Source organism: Microbacterium sp. 11MF (assembly GCF_000383475.1).
In the GTDB taxonomy this organism is placed as follows: Bacteria; Actinomycetota; Actinomycetes; order Actinomycetales; family Microbacteriaceae; genus Microbacterium; species Microbacterium aquilitoris.
Map to the genome: position 1 here is coordinate 899,069 of NZ_KB911459.1, position 13,384 is coordinate 912,452.

13 protein-coding genes are annotated in these 13,384 nt (G+C 70.2%); 5 read left to right on the forward strand and 8 right to left on the reverse strand.

Annotation, left to right across the window (positions count from 1 at the left end):
• Position 1 precedes the first annotated feature (1 nt).
• Complete coding sequence (locus tag H286_RS0104415) at positions 2 to 874, reverse strand: acyl-CoA thioesterase (RefSeq protein WP_020097243.1); 873 nt, start codon at positions 872 to 874, stop codon at positions 2 to 4.
• Between the two features lie 62 nt (positions 875 to 936).
• Between H286_RS0104415 and H286_RS0104420 the strand changes: the two genes are divergently transcribed.
• Positions 937 to 1,611, forward strand: coding sequence for a hypothetical protein (locus tag H286_RS0104420; protein WP_018187992.1), 675 nt, complete (start codon positions 937 to 939; stop codon positions 1,609 to 1,611).
• A 12-nt stretch (positions 1,612 to 1,623) separates the two neighbouring features.
• Here H286_RS0104420 and H286_RS0104425 read toward each other — a convergent pair whose 3' ends face one another.
• From H286_RS0104425 to pepN, 7 genes are all read right to left on the reverse strand, one after another.
• Positions 1,624 to 2,061, reverse strand: coding sequence for a globin (locus H286_RS0104425; protein WP_036324113.1), 438 nt, complete (start codon positions 2,059 to 2,061; stop codon positions 1,624 to 1,626).
• A gap of 8 nt (positions 2,062 to 2,069) precedes the next feature.
• On the reverse strand, positions 2,070 to 3,161 hold the full coding sequence (locus H286_RS0104430) for a mechanosensitive ion channel family protein (protein ID WP_020097245.1): 1,092 nt from the start codon (positions 3,159 to 3,161) through the stop codon (positions 2,070 to 2,072).
• Between the two features lie 10 nt (positions 3,162 to 3,171).
• Positions 3,172 to 3,900 carry a response regulator transcription factor gene (locus tag H286_RS0104435; protein WP_051082847.1) on the reverse strand — a complete coding sequence of 243 codons (729 nt, stop codon included), beginning with the start codon at positions 3,898 to 3,900 and terminating at the stop codon, positions 3,172 to 3,174.
• The gene (locus H286_RS0104440; protein WP_231370886.1) at positions 3,897 to 5,150 is read right to left on the reverse strand and encodes a sensor histidine kinase; all 1,254 of its coding nucleotides are present in this window, start codon (positions 5,148 to 5,150) and stop codon (positions 3,897 to 3,899) included. Before H286_RS0104440 ends, H286_RS0104435 begins: the two co-directional genes overlap by 4 nt.
• Positions 5,151 to 5,159: 9 nt before the next feature.
• Positions 5,160 to 5,984, reverse strand: a complete 825-nt coding sequence (locus tag H286_RS0104445) for an ABC transporter permease (RefSeq protein WP_018187987.1) — start codon at positions 5,982 to 5,984, stop codon at positions 5,160 to 5,162.
• A complete protein-coding gene (locus H286_RS0104450; protein ID WP_028497392.1) occupies positions 5,981 to 6,895 on the reverse strand; it encodes an ABC transporter ATP-binding protein in 915 nt (304 codons plus the stop codon). The genes H286_RS0104445 and H286_RS0104450 overlap by 4 nt, the downstream gene beginning before the upstream one ends.
• A gap of 106 nt (positions 6,896 to 7,001) precedes the next feature.
• Positions 7,002 to 9,551: an aminopeptidase N gene (pepN, locus tag H286_RS0104455; protein ID WP_020097248.1), complete on the reverse strand. Its 2,550-nt coding sequence runs from the start codon at positions 9,549 to 9,551 to the stop codon at positions 7,002 to 7,004.
• A gap of 124 nt (positions 9,552 to 9,675) precedes the next feature.
• Here pepN and H286_RS0104460 point away from each other — a divergent pair, with 124 nt between their 5' ends.
• Genes H286_RS0104460 through H286_RS0104475 form a run of 4 tightly spaced genes read left to right on the forward strand, consistent with a single transcriptional unit; the run spans position 9,676 to position 13,379 of the window.
• Positions 9,676 to 10,212, forward strand: a complete 537-nt coding sequence (locus tag H286_RS0104460) for a ribose-5-phosphate isomerase (RefSeq protein WP_020097249.1) — start codon at positions 9,676 to 9,678, stop codon at positions 10,210 to 10,212.
• Positions 10,212 to 11,204, forward strand: a complete 993-nt coding sequence (locus H286_RS0104465; RefSeq protein WP_020097250.1) for an Fpg/Nei family DNA glycosylase — start codon at positions 10,212 to 10,214, stop codon at positions 11,202 to 11,204. Before H286_RS0104460 ends, H286_RS0104465 begins: the two co-directional genes overlap by 1 nt.
• Positions 11,205 to 11,226: 22 nt before the next feature.
• Positions 11,227 to 11,880 carry an FMN-binding negative transcriptional regulator gene (locus H286_RS0104470; RefSeq protein WP_028497393.1) on the forward strand — a complete coding sequence of 218 codons (654 nt, stop codon included), beginning with the start codon at positions 11,227 to 11,229 and terminating at the stop codon, positions 11,878 to 11,880.
• Positions 11,877 to 13,379 (forward strand): amidohydrolase, encoded by a 1,503-nt coding sequence (locus H286_RS0104475; RefSeq protein WP_020097252.1) that lies wholly within the window; start codon positions 11,877 to 11,879, stop codon positions 13,377 to 13,379. The genes H286_RS0104470 and H286_RS0104475 overlap by 4 nt, the downstream gene beginning before the upstream one ends.
• The last annotated feature ends 5 nt before the right edge of the window (positions 13,380 to 13,384 follow it).

Genomic DNA, 13,384 nt, shown 5'->3' on the forward strand with positions numbered 1-13,384 from the left:
GTCAGTCCGCGTCCGGGATGCGGACCATGATCTCCTGAGCGACGGAGGCAACCAGTTCTCCCTCGCGAGAGAAGATCCGCCCCGTCGCGAGCCCTCGGCCGCCCTGCGCGCTCGGCGACTGCTGGACGTACAGCAGCCACTCGTCGACGCGGGCGGGACGGTGCCACCACATGGCGTGGTCGAGACTCGCGACCTTCAGTCCGGGCGTGGCCCACGAGGCTCCGTGGGCACGGAGGACCGATTCCTGGATCGTCAGATCGCTCATGTACGCGAGCGCGGCCCGGTGCACGCGCGGATCGTCGGGAACCTCGCCGCGCGTGCGCACCCACACCGACTGGTGCGCGACGCGGTCGCTGCCGACGCTCGCATAGATGGGATCTTCGACGTGGCGCACCTCGACGGGGCTCTGATCGAAGTGGCGCTTGCTCATCGGGTGCAGACCAGCCAGGACGGAGTCATCGGACAGGTCATCCGGTCCGGGGATGCCGCTCGGCATCTCGTCCTGGTGCTCGAGTCCCGTCGCGTCGACCTCGAAGGACGCGATCATGGAGAAGATCGGCACGCCCTCCTGGAAGGCCTGGGTGCGCCGCGTGGAGAATGACCGCCCGTCGTGGATGCGATCGACCGAGAAGGTCATGCCGCGCGTCGAGTCACCCGGGCGGAGGAAGTACCCGTGCATCGAGTGGGCGGCGCGGCCGTCGTCGACCGTCCGTTCCGCCGCGATGACCGCCTGCGCGAGGACCTGACCGCCGAACACCCGACCCAACGGCATCGCCTGCGACACCCCGGTGAAGATGTCCTCCGTGGTGCGGGCGTCGCTCGAGGACAGATCCAGGACGGCCAGCAGCCCGTCGACGTGGCCCGATTCGCTCACGGCGTTCCTTTCCGGGGAGCCCGATGTCATCCCGTGGGCGCCCGGTTGGTAGTTTAGGTCGGATGTCCCCGCAGCTCGTTTTCCCCGACCCGCGCTCGGCGGCCGACCTCCTCACGTTCGCCGGGCGGGCCGCTCGGCTGGGCGACCCGGCGGTGCGGCTGCGGGCCGCCGGCGGGACCCTGGCCGTCTCCGCGGCCCCGCTGTCACCGCGCGGCTTCGGCGACGACACCCCGACGGTCCTCGGGATGCGCTTCCTCTCCATCGACCCCGAACTGGAGTGCGACCTCGTCGTGGATGCCGGTGCCCTCCGCGCGGGCGAGGACCCGACGCGTGTGGGACTTCCCGACAGCGGCGTCTCCGCCGCGTGGGCGGGCATCTCGCCGCCCCGCGCGGGCTGGCTGCCCGGCTCGCCGGTCGCGGTCGATGCGCTCGCACGGTCGGTCCGTCGCGGAGTGGATGCCGTGGCGACGGCGCTGCCGGCGGCACCCGGCGAGGACCTCGTCCGGACGGTCCGAGCCGCCGTGTGGGGCGCACCCGACGCAGAGCTGGACGGTCTCGTCGCGGGAGTGGCGTTCGCGGCGGACGCCCTCGGGTTCCTCGGCGCGGACGGGAACGAAGAGGCATCCGTCCGACGGACCGGGACGTGGACCCGTGTCAGCCTGTCCCGCGGACACGTGCTGGTCCGGGCCGGCAACCCGACCGGACTGACCACGGTCCGCTCGACCGGCGGTCGCTGACCGCGCGGGGGCTCACGCCCCGGGGTGCAACGGCAGGTTCGTGCCGCCATGGGGCTCGGTTTGCTGGCCGGCGCCGGTCGGTTCGAAGGTGTTCACCATCGCGTGGGCGGCGCGCTGAAGATAATCCCAGAGGGTCGCCTCGTGCAGAGGCGACAGCTGCGCTTCGTCCACCGCGATCCGCATCGCCCGCAGCCAGCGGTCGCGCGCCTCGGGGTTGACGTGGAAAGGCATGTGACGCATGCGGAGGCGCGGGTGACCCCGCGTCTCGCCGTAGGTCGTCGGTCCGCCCCAGTACTGCTCGAGGAACAGCAGCAGCCGCTCAGCGGCGGGTCCGAGGTCCTCCTCGGGGTACATCGGCCGCAGGATGTCGTCGGCGGCCACTTCGCGGTAGAAGGCATCCACGAGGCGACGGAACACGTCGTGTCCGCCGACCTCGTCGTAGAAGCTCATCTGCTCGCTCACGGCGCCGCACTCCCCTCGGGGGCGTCCCCGTCGGTCCGTCCCCGCTTCTTCGGACGCCACGCGAGACGCTGCGGCGCCGCCGGCGGAGTGATCTGCTGGGGCTTCGTCTTGGGCGGGTTCGCACCGCGCACGCTCTGGGCCGCGTCCGCTCCGGTGAGGAAGACGGAGTCGAGCTGGGGGAGGGGGACGCCCAGCTCGTCGAGCGCCTTCTTCAGTCGTGCGCGCAGCGCACGGGACACGTCGTCCTTCGCATTCGGGCGGGTCCTCATCACGAGGCGCGTGACGATGGTCTCGCCGCCGATGGACTCGAGACCCCAGACCTCGGGCTTGTCGATGATGCGCGTGCGCCACTTCGGTTCGCGGACGAGGTCCTTCGCGGCCGTGAGCATCGCGTCCTCGACGGCGTCGAGGTCGGCGTCGACGGGCACGCCCACGTCGATGACGACGCGCGCCCAGCCTTGCGACATGTTGCCGATGCGAAGGATCTCGCCGTTGCGGACGAACCACAGTGTGCCGTTCACGTCGCGGACGTGGGTGACGCGGACGCTCACGTACTCGACGACACCCGTCGCCAGCCCCACGTCGACGACGTCGCCGATGCCGATCTGGTCTTCCGCGACGATGAAGATGCCGTTCAGGACGTCCTTGACGATGTTCTGCGCTCCGAATCCGAGGCCGGCGCCGATCGCCGCCGACAACAGGGTGAACGACGCGAGGACACCCGGGTTCAGGATGTAGACGATCGTCAGCGCGGCGATGATGACGATCGCGACGTTGACGATGTTGGTGAGGATCGACCCCAGGGTGCGGGTGCGCTGCACGACCCGGACCTGTGCGAGCGGCGACATGTCGATCGCGCGCGTGTCCTCCGCCGCGGCGCGCGACTTGGCGCCGGTGACGATGCGATCGACGACCCGGCCGATCAGCCTGCGCATGATCCACGAGAGGAGCAGCGCGAGCACGACGGTCACGACTACCCACAGGAGGCTCCAGCCCGCCGAGACGAGGAAGGCCAGGAATCCGTCGCGGATGGCCTCCCACCCTTCGGGAGGTGTCGAAGCGGATGCGGCGTCAACGATCGTGGTCATCGTCTCGATCCTAACGACGCGTTCCACCGTCCACCTGAACGCCCTCGGCAGCGTGCTCCCACGGACTCGCCAGCCCGTGGGCGATGAGGACGGCGTGGACGCGGTCGCGGGCCGGGAGCTTCGCGAGAATCCGGCCGACATGCGTCTTGACCGTCGACTCGCCGAGGAACAGTTCCTCGGCGATCTCGGTGTTCGTGAGGCCCCGCGCCATCGCCTGCAGCACGTCCTGCTCGCGCGATGTGAGGAGATCGAGCCCGGCCGACCCCGTCGCCGACGGGGGAGCGGCATCCGCCCCCTGTCCTGCGGTGACGAGTTCGATCATCCGCCGGACGATGCGAGGGGCGAGAGTGGCTTCCCCCGCGGCGACGGCGCGGACAGCGGCGACGAGCTCATCGCGCCCGGCATCCTTCAGGAGGAAGCCGCCCGCTCCGGCGCGGAGGGCGCCGAACGCGTACTCGTCCAGATCGAACGTGGTGAGCACGAGCACGCGGGCGCCGGGGTGGTCCCGAGCGATCGTCGCCGTGGCCTCGATTCCGTCGACCCCCGGCATCCGGACGTCCATCAGGACCACATCGGGACGCAGGCGTGCCGTCGCCTCGATGGCCTCCGCACCGTCCCCGGCCTCGCCGACCACCTCGATCCCGTCGGCGGCTTCGAGGACCATGCGGAACCCGAGGCGGATGAGCGATTGGTCGTCGACGATCAGCACCCGCACCGCGGCGGAAGGGGACGTACTCATGAGGTGGACTCCTGTCGGGGAATGCGGGCGGCGACCGACCAGCCGTGGGGACGGCGCGGACCTGCCGTGATGGTGCCTCCCGCGAGCCCGACGCGCTCTCGCAGACCGCGCAGGCCGAAGCCGGCGGTGTGCTCTGAGGCGGACGTCGGCAGGCCGTCGTCCGTGACGGTGACGGACACGCCGTCCGGATCGTGCTGGATCGCCACGTCGATGCGGGTGGCCGCCGACGCATGGCGGAGGACGTTCGTCACGCTCTCCTGCACGATCCGGGAGACGGCGAGCTGAGTGCGGGAGTCGAGATCTGCCGGATCACCCGAGACGACCAATCGGGTGTCGAACCCGGCCGCACGCGCGGACGCGACTGTCTCCGTCGTGGTGTCCCGGGCGAGCGGCGCGAGCGGAGCCGCATCCGCGTCGCGCAGGATGCCGAGGGTCGCCCGCATGTCTTTCAGCGCCTCTCTGCCCGTCGCCGCGATGGCCTCGACGCCGGGGCGCGTGCGCTCGGCATCGTTCGAGGCTGCCACGCCTTCGGCCAGGGCGACCATGACGGTGAGCGAGTGGGCGACGATGTCGTGGAGCTCCCGCGCGATGCGCTCGCGTTCGGTCGAAGCGGCGAGCTGAGCCTGCTGGTCGCGCTCGACGACGAGGCGTTGTGAATGGTCGATCAGCGCCTTCACGTACCTGGCGCGGGAACCGACGTTGGCTCCGATCAGCCCGCCGATCACCGCGTTGAGGCCCTCGTTGACGAGCGAGCCCCAGACGACGGTCGTCGAGCTGAGATCGGTCGCGATCAGGACGAGACCGGCACCTGTGAGGACGGTCATGACGGTCCCGGCTCCGATGAGAGCCGCGCGAGAACCGACGTGGACGGCGACCGAGTAGGTGGCGACGAGCAGGAGCGGACCGTTGATCGGCGCCGGCGCGAACATGTATGCGAGAGACACGACGCACGAGGCGGCGAGGACGATGAGGGGATGCCGTCGCCGGATGAGGAGAGCCAGGCACCCCAGGACGACGACGACGCTCAGCGCGGGCAGCACGCTCTGCCACTCCCGCGAGTTGGTACCGATGCCCTCGGGCAGGATCGGCGTAGCGATCACCGGAATCGTTGACACGAGGAGGCACACGACCACGACGAGGATGTCTGCGAACAGCGGATGCCGTGCCCAGTACCGCCGGAGGAGCCCCGGCGGACGCGGAAGCCGCAGCTCCCCCTCGCTGGAGGAGGAGCTGCGGCTTCGATTCGTCACGCCAAGACCCTACGCGTCCCGCGTCCGCAGGACTGCCCAGCCCCCGACGAGAGCTGCCGCAGGCCAGGCGAGCAGCACGATGACGTTCCGCACGGTCTCGTTCGCGGGGTTCGTCGTCAGGGCCGCCGCGGCGGACGACGGCAGGTAGTTGTAGAGGTCGATGAGCCATTGCCACGACTCACCGCCGAACGAGAACAGGCTCACGACGATCGGCAGCACGAAGAGGATGCCGACGGTCGCCGCGATCGCCCCGGCGCCGTTCCGGATGAGAAATCCCCACCCCAGGCCCAGCAGGGCGAACGTCGCCATCGAGATGACCGCCCAGCCGAGGGGGATCCAGGTCCGTTCCGCGTCGCCCCATTCGAAACCGTTCTCACCGTAGATCGGTGTGACGACGAGCACGGAGATGAGCGAGGTCACGACGGTGGTGGCCACCAGGGTGACGGTCACGACCAGCGCCTTGGCGAGCAGCACCGCACCTCGTCGCGGCTCAGCCGTCAGGCTCGACCGGATCATCCCGGTGGAGTATTCGCCCGTGATCGCCATCGCCCCGAGGATGCCCGCCACGAGCATCGTGAACTGCAGCGGCGACACGACGGCGGTCGTCGGATTCAACGACATCTGACCGGCGGAGTCGCCAAGGCTGTTCATGACCAGCGCGATCAGCAGCGAGATGCCGACCGCCAGGACGACCGTGACGATCAGCGACCACCACGTGGAACGCAGGGTGAACAGCTTGAGCAGTTCGCTCTGCACCAGGCGGAAAAAGCCCAGACGGTAGGACGATGGTGCCGTGGGACGAACCGCGGCGCGGGACTCGGTCGTGATGGTCATGATGCGGCCCCCTGCGTGCGGTATTCGACGGACCCCTCGGTGAGGGCGAGATAGGCGTCCTCGAGCGATCCGCTGCGCGGGGTCAACTCGTGGAGGGCGATGCCGTGCTGCGCCGCGATCTCGCCGACGGCGGCAGCCGTGGTGCCGGCGATGTCGAGGAGGCCGGGTTCCGACGACGTGACGGTGATCCCGGTTCCCGCGACCAGCTGCGCGAGTTCGGCGGCGCGCGGGGAGCGGACGCTGACGGCGCTCCGTGTCCATGCCGCGACGAGATCCGAGATGCTGGCGTCGGCCAGCACTCGACCGCGGCCGAGGACGATGACGTGATCTGCTGTGAGGGACATCTCGCTCATGAGGTGACTCGACAGCAGCACGGTGCGGCCGGATGCCGCCTGTGCGCGCACGAACTGGCGCACCCAGCGCACGCCCTCGGGGTCGAGACCGTTCACGGGCTCGTCGAGGATGAGCGTCTGCGGGTCGCCGAGGAGCGCCGCCGCGATCCCGAGCCGCTGTCCCATGCCGAGCGAGAACTTGCCGGCTCGGCGCTTCGCGACGCTCTGCAGGCCGGTGATCTCGATCACCTCGTCCACGCGTGAACGGGGGATGCCGTGGGTCGCCGCCATGGCCAGCAGGTGGTTGCGCGCGCTCCGCCCGGTGTGCACCGCCTTCGCGTCGAGGAGGATCCCCACCTCGGTCAGAGGCGAACGCAGCGATCGGTAGTCGCGTCCGTCCAGCGTGACGCGTCCGGCGGTCGGCTTGTCGAGTCCCACGATCATCCGCATGGTGGTGGACTTGCCGGCGCCGTTCGGCCCCAGGAACCCCGTCACCTTGCCGGATTGGACCGTGAAGTTCACGCCATCGACGGCTGTTTTGTCTCCGTACCTCTTCGTGAGGCCTTCTGCAACGATCATGCAGCCCACGCTACGGAGCGGCTGGCCCACCCCGCGTCCCCCGTGAGCGGGAGATCGCGGCGGGGCATGTCCCCCTGTGGTACGACATGCCCCGCCGCGGCCGTGCTCAGTCCTGCGCGTCGCGCTCCTGCACCGAGAGGGCGCGCTCGACGCCCGCGAGGTTCTCGTTCACGAGACGACGCAGGGCCGCGGGTGCGTCGCGGTGGTCTGCGAGCCATCCACGCGTCGCGTCGCGCAGCGCGGTGTTCGCCAGCGGCGCCGGGAACAGGCCCACGATGAGGTACTGCGCGATCTGGTACGTGCGCGACTCCCAGACGGGCAGCAGCATGTCGAAGTACGCGCCGACGAAGTCGCCGAGAGCCTCGATCCCGGCGGGGTGGACGAAGCCGGCCGCCGCCGAACGGACGACCGTGTTCGGAAGATCGGCGTTGTCGATGAGCGACGCCCAGGCCGCACGCTTCGCGTCGACCGTGGGCAGCGCGGCGCGCGCCTGTGCGGCGAACTCGCCGCCCTTGGCGGTGTTGTCGGACGCCAGCGCGTCGTCGATGTCGGCAGCCGAGACGACGCCACCGGCGGCGAGCGAGACGAGGAGGGCCCACGAGAGGTCCGCATCGATGTCGAGTCCGGGGAGGGTGAGTTCACCCGAGCGCAGCTGTCCGACCCGCTCCCAGTCCGCGGCGGTCGCGGCCGCCGAGGCATAGGCCGTCACGAACTGCAGCTGGCTGTCGCTTCCCGCCTCCGCATCGCGGGCGAGATCCCACAGGCCGTCGGCGACACGCTGGCGCGCGGCATCCCGCTTCTCCGGCGACACGTACGAGTTCGCGGCCAGCTGGAGCTGCCCGAGCGTCGTGCGGACGGTCGTTGACTCGGTCTCGGTCCCGATGTTCTGGAGCACGAGATCGATGTACTCGGATGCCGAGGCTTCGGCGTCGCGCGTCTGATCCCACGCGGCACCCCAGACGAGTGAGCGGGCGAGCGGGTCGCTGATCTTGCTCAGGTGGGCCGTCGCCGTCTTGAGCGACCGCTCGTCGAGGCGGATCTTCGCGTACGCCAGGTCGTCATCGTTGAGGAGGACGAGGTCGGGCTGAGTGAGGCCGACGAGCTCGGGCGCCTCGGTGAGGTCGCCATCGACGTCGAGTTCGACGTGGTGGGTCCGGACGAGCGTGTCTGCCTGGAGCGAGTAGAAGCCGACCCCGAGGCGGTGCGGGCGGATCGTCGGGTAGTCGGCGGGCGCCGTCTGCACGATGGCGAACCGCGTGATGGTGCCGTCGCCGTCGACGCGGATCTCGGGGGCGAGCGTGTTCACGCCCGCGGTCTCGAGCCACTTCTTCGACCAGGTCGTCAGCTCGCGGCCGCTGGTGGCCTCGAGCTCGACGAGCAGGTCGCTGAGCTCCGTGTTGCCCCAGGCGTTCTTCTGGAAGTAGGCCGACACCCCGGCGAAGAACGCCTCGATGCCGACCCATGCGGCGAGCTGCTTGAGGACGGAGCCGCCCTTGGCATAGGTGATGCCGTCGAAGTTGACCTGCACGTCCTCGAGGTCGTTGATCTCGGCGAAGACCGGGTGGGTCGAGGGGAGCTGGTCCTGGCGGTACGCCCAGGTCTTCTCCATGGCGTTGAACGTCGTCCACGCCTCGGTCCATTCGGTCGCCTCGGCGGTCGCGATCGTGGAGGCCCACTCGGCGAACGACTCGTTCAGCCAGAGGTCGTTCCACCACTTCATGGTGACGAGGTCGCCGAACCACATGTGGGCGAGCTCGTGGAGGATCGTGACGACGCGACGTTCCTTGACGGCATCCGTCACCTTGGAGCGGAAGACATAGGTCTCGGTGAAGGTCACCGCGCCGGCGTTCTCCATCGCACCTGCGTTGAACTCGGGAACGAACAGCTGGTCGTACTTCGCGAACGGGTAGGGGACGCCGAACTTGTCCTCGAAGTAGGCGAAGCCCTGCCGCGTCTTCTCGAAAACGTAGTCGGCGTCGAGGTACTGCCACAGGCTCTTGCGCGCGTAAACGCCGAGCGGGATGGTGCGACCATCCGAACTCGTGAGCTCGGAGAACACCTGCTCGTAAGGACCGGCGACGAGCGCCGTGATGTAGGAGGAGATGCGCGGGGTCGGGTCGAACGACCAGGTCGCGACGCCGTCGCCGGCGGGCTGCGGCTCGGGGGTCGGGGAGTTGGAGACGACCTTCCACGCGTCCGGAGCGGTGACGGTGAAGCGGAATGTCGCCTTCAGGTCGGGCTGCTCGAAGACGGCGAAGACGCGCCGGGAATCCGGCACCTCGAACTGCGAATAGAGGTAGACCTCGCCGTCGACGGGGTCGACGAAGCGGTGGAGGCCCTCGCCCGTGTTGGTGTACTCGCAGTCGGCGACGACGACGAGCTCGTTCTCGTCGGTGAGCCCTTCGAGGGCGATGCGGGAGTCCGCGTAGACGGCGGAGGGGTCGAGCGTCCGGCCGTTGAGGGTGATCTCGCGGATGCCGCGGGCGATCAGATCGACGAAGGTCGAGGCGCCGGCGGTCGCGGCGAAGCGGATGACGCTCCGAGACTCGAAGACCTCGTCACCGGTGGTCAGATCGAGCGTGACGTCGTACGAATGCGTCTCGACGGTCGCGCGGCGCTCCTGCGCTTCGATGCGGGTGAGGTTCTCTCCAGGCACGTTCGTGTCTCCCAGGGGTGAGGGTGGGGTGCCGCGGACGGGCGCTGCTGGCGCCGACGGCAACCGTCACAGCCTACGCCGCCGTCTCGCCGGAACGTGGTACCGGCGTCCCTAGAATCGTCACATGCGCATCCACATCGCGACCGATCACGCGGGCATGGAGTTCTCGACCCGCCTGCAGCACCACCTGGCCGAGGGCGGTCACGACGTCGTCGACCACGGGCCGATCGAGTACGACCCCCTCGACGACTACCCCTCTTTCTGCATCCGTGCGGCGCAGGCCGTGGCCGAGGATCAGGCGCGCGGCGTCGAGACGCTCGGCGTCGTCTTCGGCGGCTCCGGCAACGGCGAGCAGATCGCGGCGAACAAGGTGCGCGGCATCCGTGCGGCCCTCGTCTGGAGCATCGCGACGGCCGAGCTGGCCCGCGAGCACAACGATGCGAACGTCATCGCGATCGGCGCCCGCCAGCACACGTTCGACGAGGCCGTCGGGTTCATCGATCGATTCATCGCCACACCGTTCTCGGGCGAGGAGCGCCACGCGAGGCGCATCGCCCAGCTCGCCGCGTACGAGACCGACGGCACGCTCGAGGCCGACCCTCGCGCCGTGACGCCCGACGTGCTCGACGCCTCGGAGACGTTCGACCCGGAAGCCGGCTGATGCCCGAGGGGCATTCCGTCCACCGCATCGCCCGCCAGTTCGACCGCAACTTCGTGGGGCGGCCCGTGTCCGCCTCGAGCCCTCAGGGGCGTTTCTCCGAAGGGGCTGCCGTCCTCGATGGACGCACGCCGACCGAGGCGCGCGCGGTCGGCAAGCAGATGTTCCTGGCCTTCGACGAGGACGTGTGGCTGCGCGTGCACCTGGGCATCTACGGCGCGTGGGATTTCGCCGGCGAGATCCTGCTCGATCCGACGATCGCCTCGGCGAACGGACGCATGGGGCAGACGAACCAGCGCGGCGTCGACCCCGTTTACGACGCCGCCGGCGAGAACTCGCTCGCGTCCATCGGCGCGCCGCGGCGGGCCCGCGGCGCCGTCCGTATGAGCGAGCAGACCCGAGGTCTCGACGGCCAGACGGATGCCGAGTGGCCGCCGCCCGTCGTCGGCCAGGTGCGTCTGCGCCTGCTGACCGACTCGACGTGCGCGGACCTGCGCGGCCCCACCGCCTGTCAGGTGCAGACGGTCGACGAGATGCTCGCCACCGTCGCAGCTCTCGGGCCCGACCCGCTCGTCGACGACGTCGCCGAGGGCGAGGAGCGTTTCGTCGCCGCCGCGCGCCGCAAGCCCACCCCCATCGGGCAGCTGCTGATGGACCAGAAGGTCGTCAGCGGGATCGGCAACGTCTACCGCGCCGAGATGCTCTTCCGCGCGAACCTGAACCCCCACACCCCCGGCCGCGACGTCCCGGAGGAGACCCTCCGACTGCTCTGGCAGGACTGGGTGCGCCTCCTGGCCATCGGTGTCGAGACCGGTCAGATGATGACGATGGACGACCTCGACCCCGAGGCGTACCGACGCGCCATGGCGCATCGCGACGACCGCCACTGGGTCTACCACCGGGCCGGTCTGCCGTGCCGGGTGTGCGGGACGGAGATCGTCCTCGAGGAGATGGCGGCCCGCAAGCTGTACTGGTGCCCGCGGTGCCAGGCGTGACTGCGGGGGAGGGGCAGCGGCGATGAGGCAGAATCCGAGCTTCGCCATGACCGACGTGACCGAGATGCGCCGCCTCATCGACGCTCATCCGTGGGTCACGATCGTCAGCGACACCGAGGCGGGCCTCGTCGCCTCGCACTACGCCGTCCTCCTCGACCCGACGCGGGACGATCTGACGATCGTCGGCCATGTCGGGCGGCCCGACGACCTCATCCACGGACTGGGGCAGTCCGAGCTCCTCGTGATCGTCCAAGGCCCGCACGGGTACATCTCGCCCGGCTGGTACGGCGACGGCCCGGCGGTGCCGACGTGGAACTTCGTCTCGGCCCACCTCCGCGGCGTTCCAGAGATCCTGACTCCGGAGGAGAACCTCGAGGTGCTCGAGCGCCTGGTCGACCGCTTCGAATCGGGGCTGCCCGAACCGCGACCGATGTGGCAGGCGCCCAACGACGAGGAGTTCGTCCGCCGGCTCGAGAAGGGCACCGTCGGCTTCCGGCTCACGCCCACTCACGTCACGGCGAAGCGCAAGCTCAGCCAGAATCGGCCGGACGAGGTGGTCGACACGATCATCGACCGACTGGATGCCGGGGCGAGCCCCTACGCGGATCCCCGCCTCGCCGACGAGATGCGCCGTTCGCGCGACGCCATGCGCCGGGCGCGTGAGGGGCAAGGATGAGTGCCGAACGGGGCGATGAGGTCGGCGTCATCGCAGGGGTCCGTCTGACGGGGGCCGACCGCGTCGACCCGTTCGGTGACGACCCCGTCGACGTTCACGTGCGAGGCGGCGTCATCGCCGACATCGCGCCCGCGGGTGCCTTGCCCGCCCGCGGGACCGTCGTCGACGGCGCCGGTGGGTGGCTCCTGCCGGGCCTCTGGGATCACCACGTGCACACGGTCCAATGGGCCCTCACCGCACAGCGGACGCCGCTCGGCGACGTCGCGAGTGCTGTGGAGGCGGCATCCGTCATGGGACGCGCCCCCATCCTCGACGACGGGCGTCGCATCGGCACCGGCTTCCGCGACGCGTTCTGGGCGGACGCCCCCACGCTCGATCTGCTCGACGCGGCGACGGGGGAGGTTCCGACCTACCTCATCAACGCCGACGTCCACAGCGTGTGGCTGAACAGCGCCGCGTTCCGCCGGGCGTCGATCGCTCCCACTGCCGACGGGATCCTGCGCGAGGAGCCCGCGTTCGAGATTTCCCGGCGCCTCAACGACCTCGAGCCGGCAGTGGTGGACCGGTACGTGGTCGGGGCGCTCGACCGCGCGGCATCCCGCGGTGTCACCGGCATCGTCGACCTCGACATGGCGTGGAACGCGGATGCCTGGGCTCGCCGGGTCGCGGCCGGCTTCGATGCCGTGCGCGTCGCCTTCGGCGTGTACCCGGAGTTCCTCGAACGGGCCGTCGCCGAGGGACTCGCGACCGGCGATGCGCTCGATCCCCGCGGCCTCATCCGTGTGGGATCGCTGAAGGTGATCACCGACGGATCACTGGGGACCCGCACTGCGGCGTGCTCGCATCCCTACCCCGACGATCCGCACAACACGGGCGTCATGACGGTGGCACCGGACGATCTCCGTGCCCTGATGGTGCGGGCGACCGGTGCGGGGCTGTCCTGCGCGATCCACGCGATCGGCGACGTCGCCAACTCCCACGCGCTCGACGCGTTCGCAGCCACGGGCGCGACGGGCACGATCGAGCACGCGCAGCTCGTCGCCCATGCCGACATCCCCCGGTTCGCCCGGCTGGGCGTGGGAGCGAGCGTGCAGCCGGAGCACGCGATCGACGACCGCGACCTGACCGATTCCGTCTGGTCCGCGCAGACCGCCCTGCCCTACCCGCTCCGCTCGCTCGCCGACTCCGGTGCCAACCTCCTGTTCGGTTCGGATGCCCCGGTCTCGCCGCTCGACCCCTGGGCCGCGATGGCTGCGGCGGTCCACCGCACGCGCGGGGGACGTGAGCCGTGGCGACCGGATCAGGGACTGTCTGCAGCGATCGCGCTCGCGGCATCCACCGCCGGAGGTTCGCTGACGGGGAGCGCCCTCGAGCCCGGGGGCACCGCCGACCTCGTCGTCGTCGACAGAGACCCGCTGACCGCGACGGACCCCGAGCTGCGGACGACGCGCGCGGCAGCGACGATCCTCGCCGGCCGCCTCACCCACATCGACGGCTGAGGAGC

Excerpts from the sequence above, each read along its gene's own strand:
- H286_RS0104420 (WP_018187992.1), top strand. The coding sequence starts at position 937 with ATGTCCCCGCAGCTCGTTTTCCCCGACCCGCGCTCGGCGGCCGACCTC.
- H286_RS0104425 (WP_036324113.1), bottom strand. The coding sequence starts at position 2,061 with ATGAGCTTCTACGACGAGGTCGGCGGACACGACGTGTTCCGTCGCCTC.
- H286_RS0104430 (WP_020097245.1), bottom strand. The coding sequence starts at position 3,161 with ATGACCACGATCGTTGACGCCGCATCCGCTTCGACACCTCCCGAAGGG.
- H286_RS0104435 (WP_051082847.1), bottom strand. The coding sequence starts at position 3,900 with ATGAGTACGTCCCCTTCCGCCGCGGTGCGGGTGCTGATCGTCGACGAC.
- H286_RS0104445 (WP_018187987.1), bottom strand. The coding sequence starts at position 5,984 with ATGACCATCACGACCGAGTCCCGCGCCGCGGTTCGTCCCACGGCACCA.
- H286_RS0104450 (WP_028497392.1), bottom strand. The coding sequence starts at position 6,895 with ATGATCGTTGCAGAAGGCCTCACGAAGAGGTACGGAGACAAAACAGCC.
- H286_RS0104460 (WP_020097249.1), top strand. The coding sequence starts at position 9,676 with ATGCGCATCCACATCGCGACCGATCACGCGGGCATGGAGTTCTCGACC.
- H286_RS0104465 (WP_020097250.1), top strand. The coding sequence starts at position 10,212 with ATGCCCGAGGGGCATTCCGTCCACCGCATCGCCCGCCAGTTCGACCGC.
- H286_RS0104470 (WP_028497393.1), top strand. The coding sequence starts at position 11,227 with ATGAGGCAGAATCCGAGCTTCGCCATGACCGACGTGACCGAGATGCGC.
- H286_RS0104475 (WP_020097252.1), top strand. The coding sequence starts at position 11,877 with ATGAGTGCCGAACGGGGCGATGAGGTCGGCGTCATCGCAGGGGTCCGT.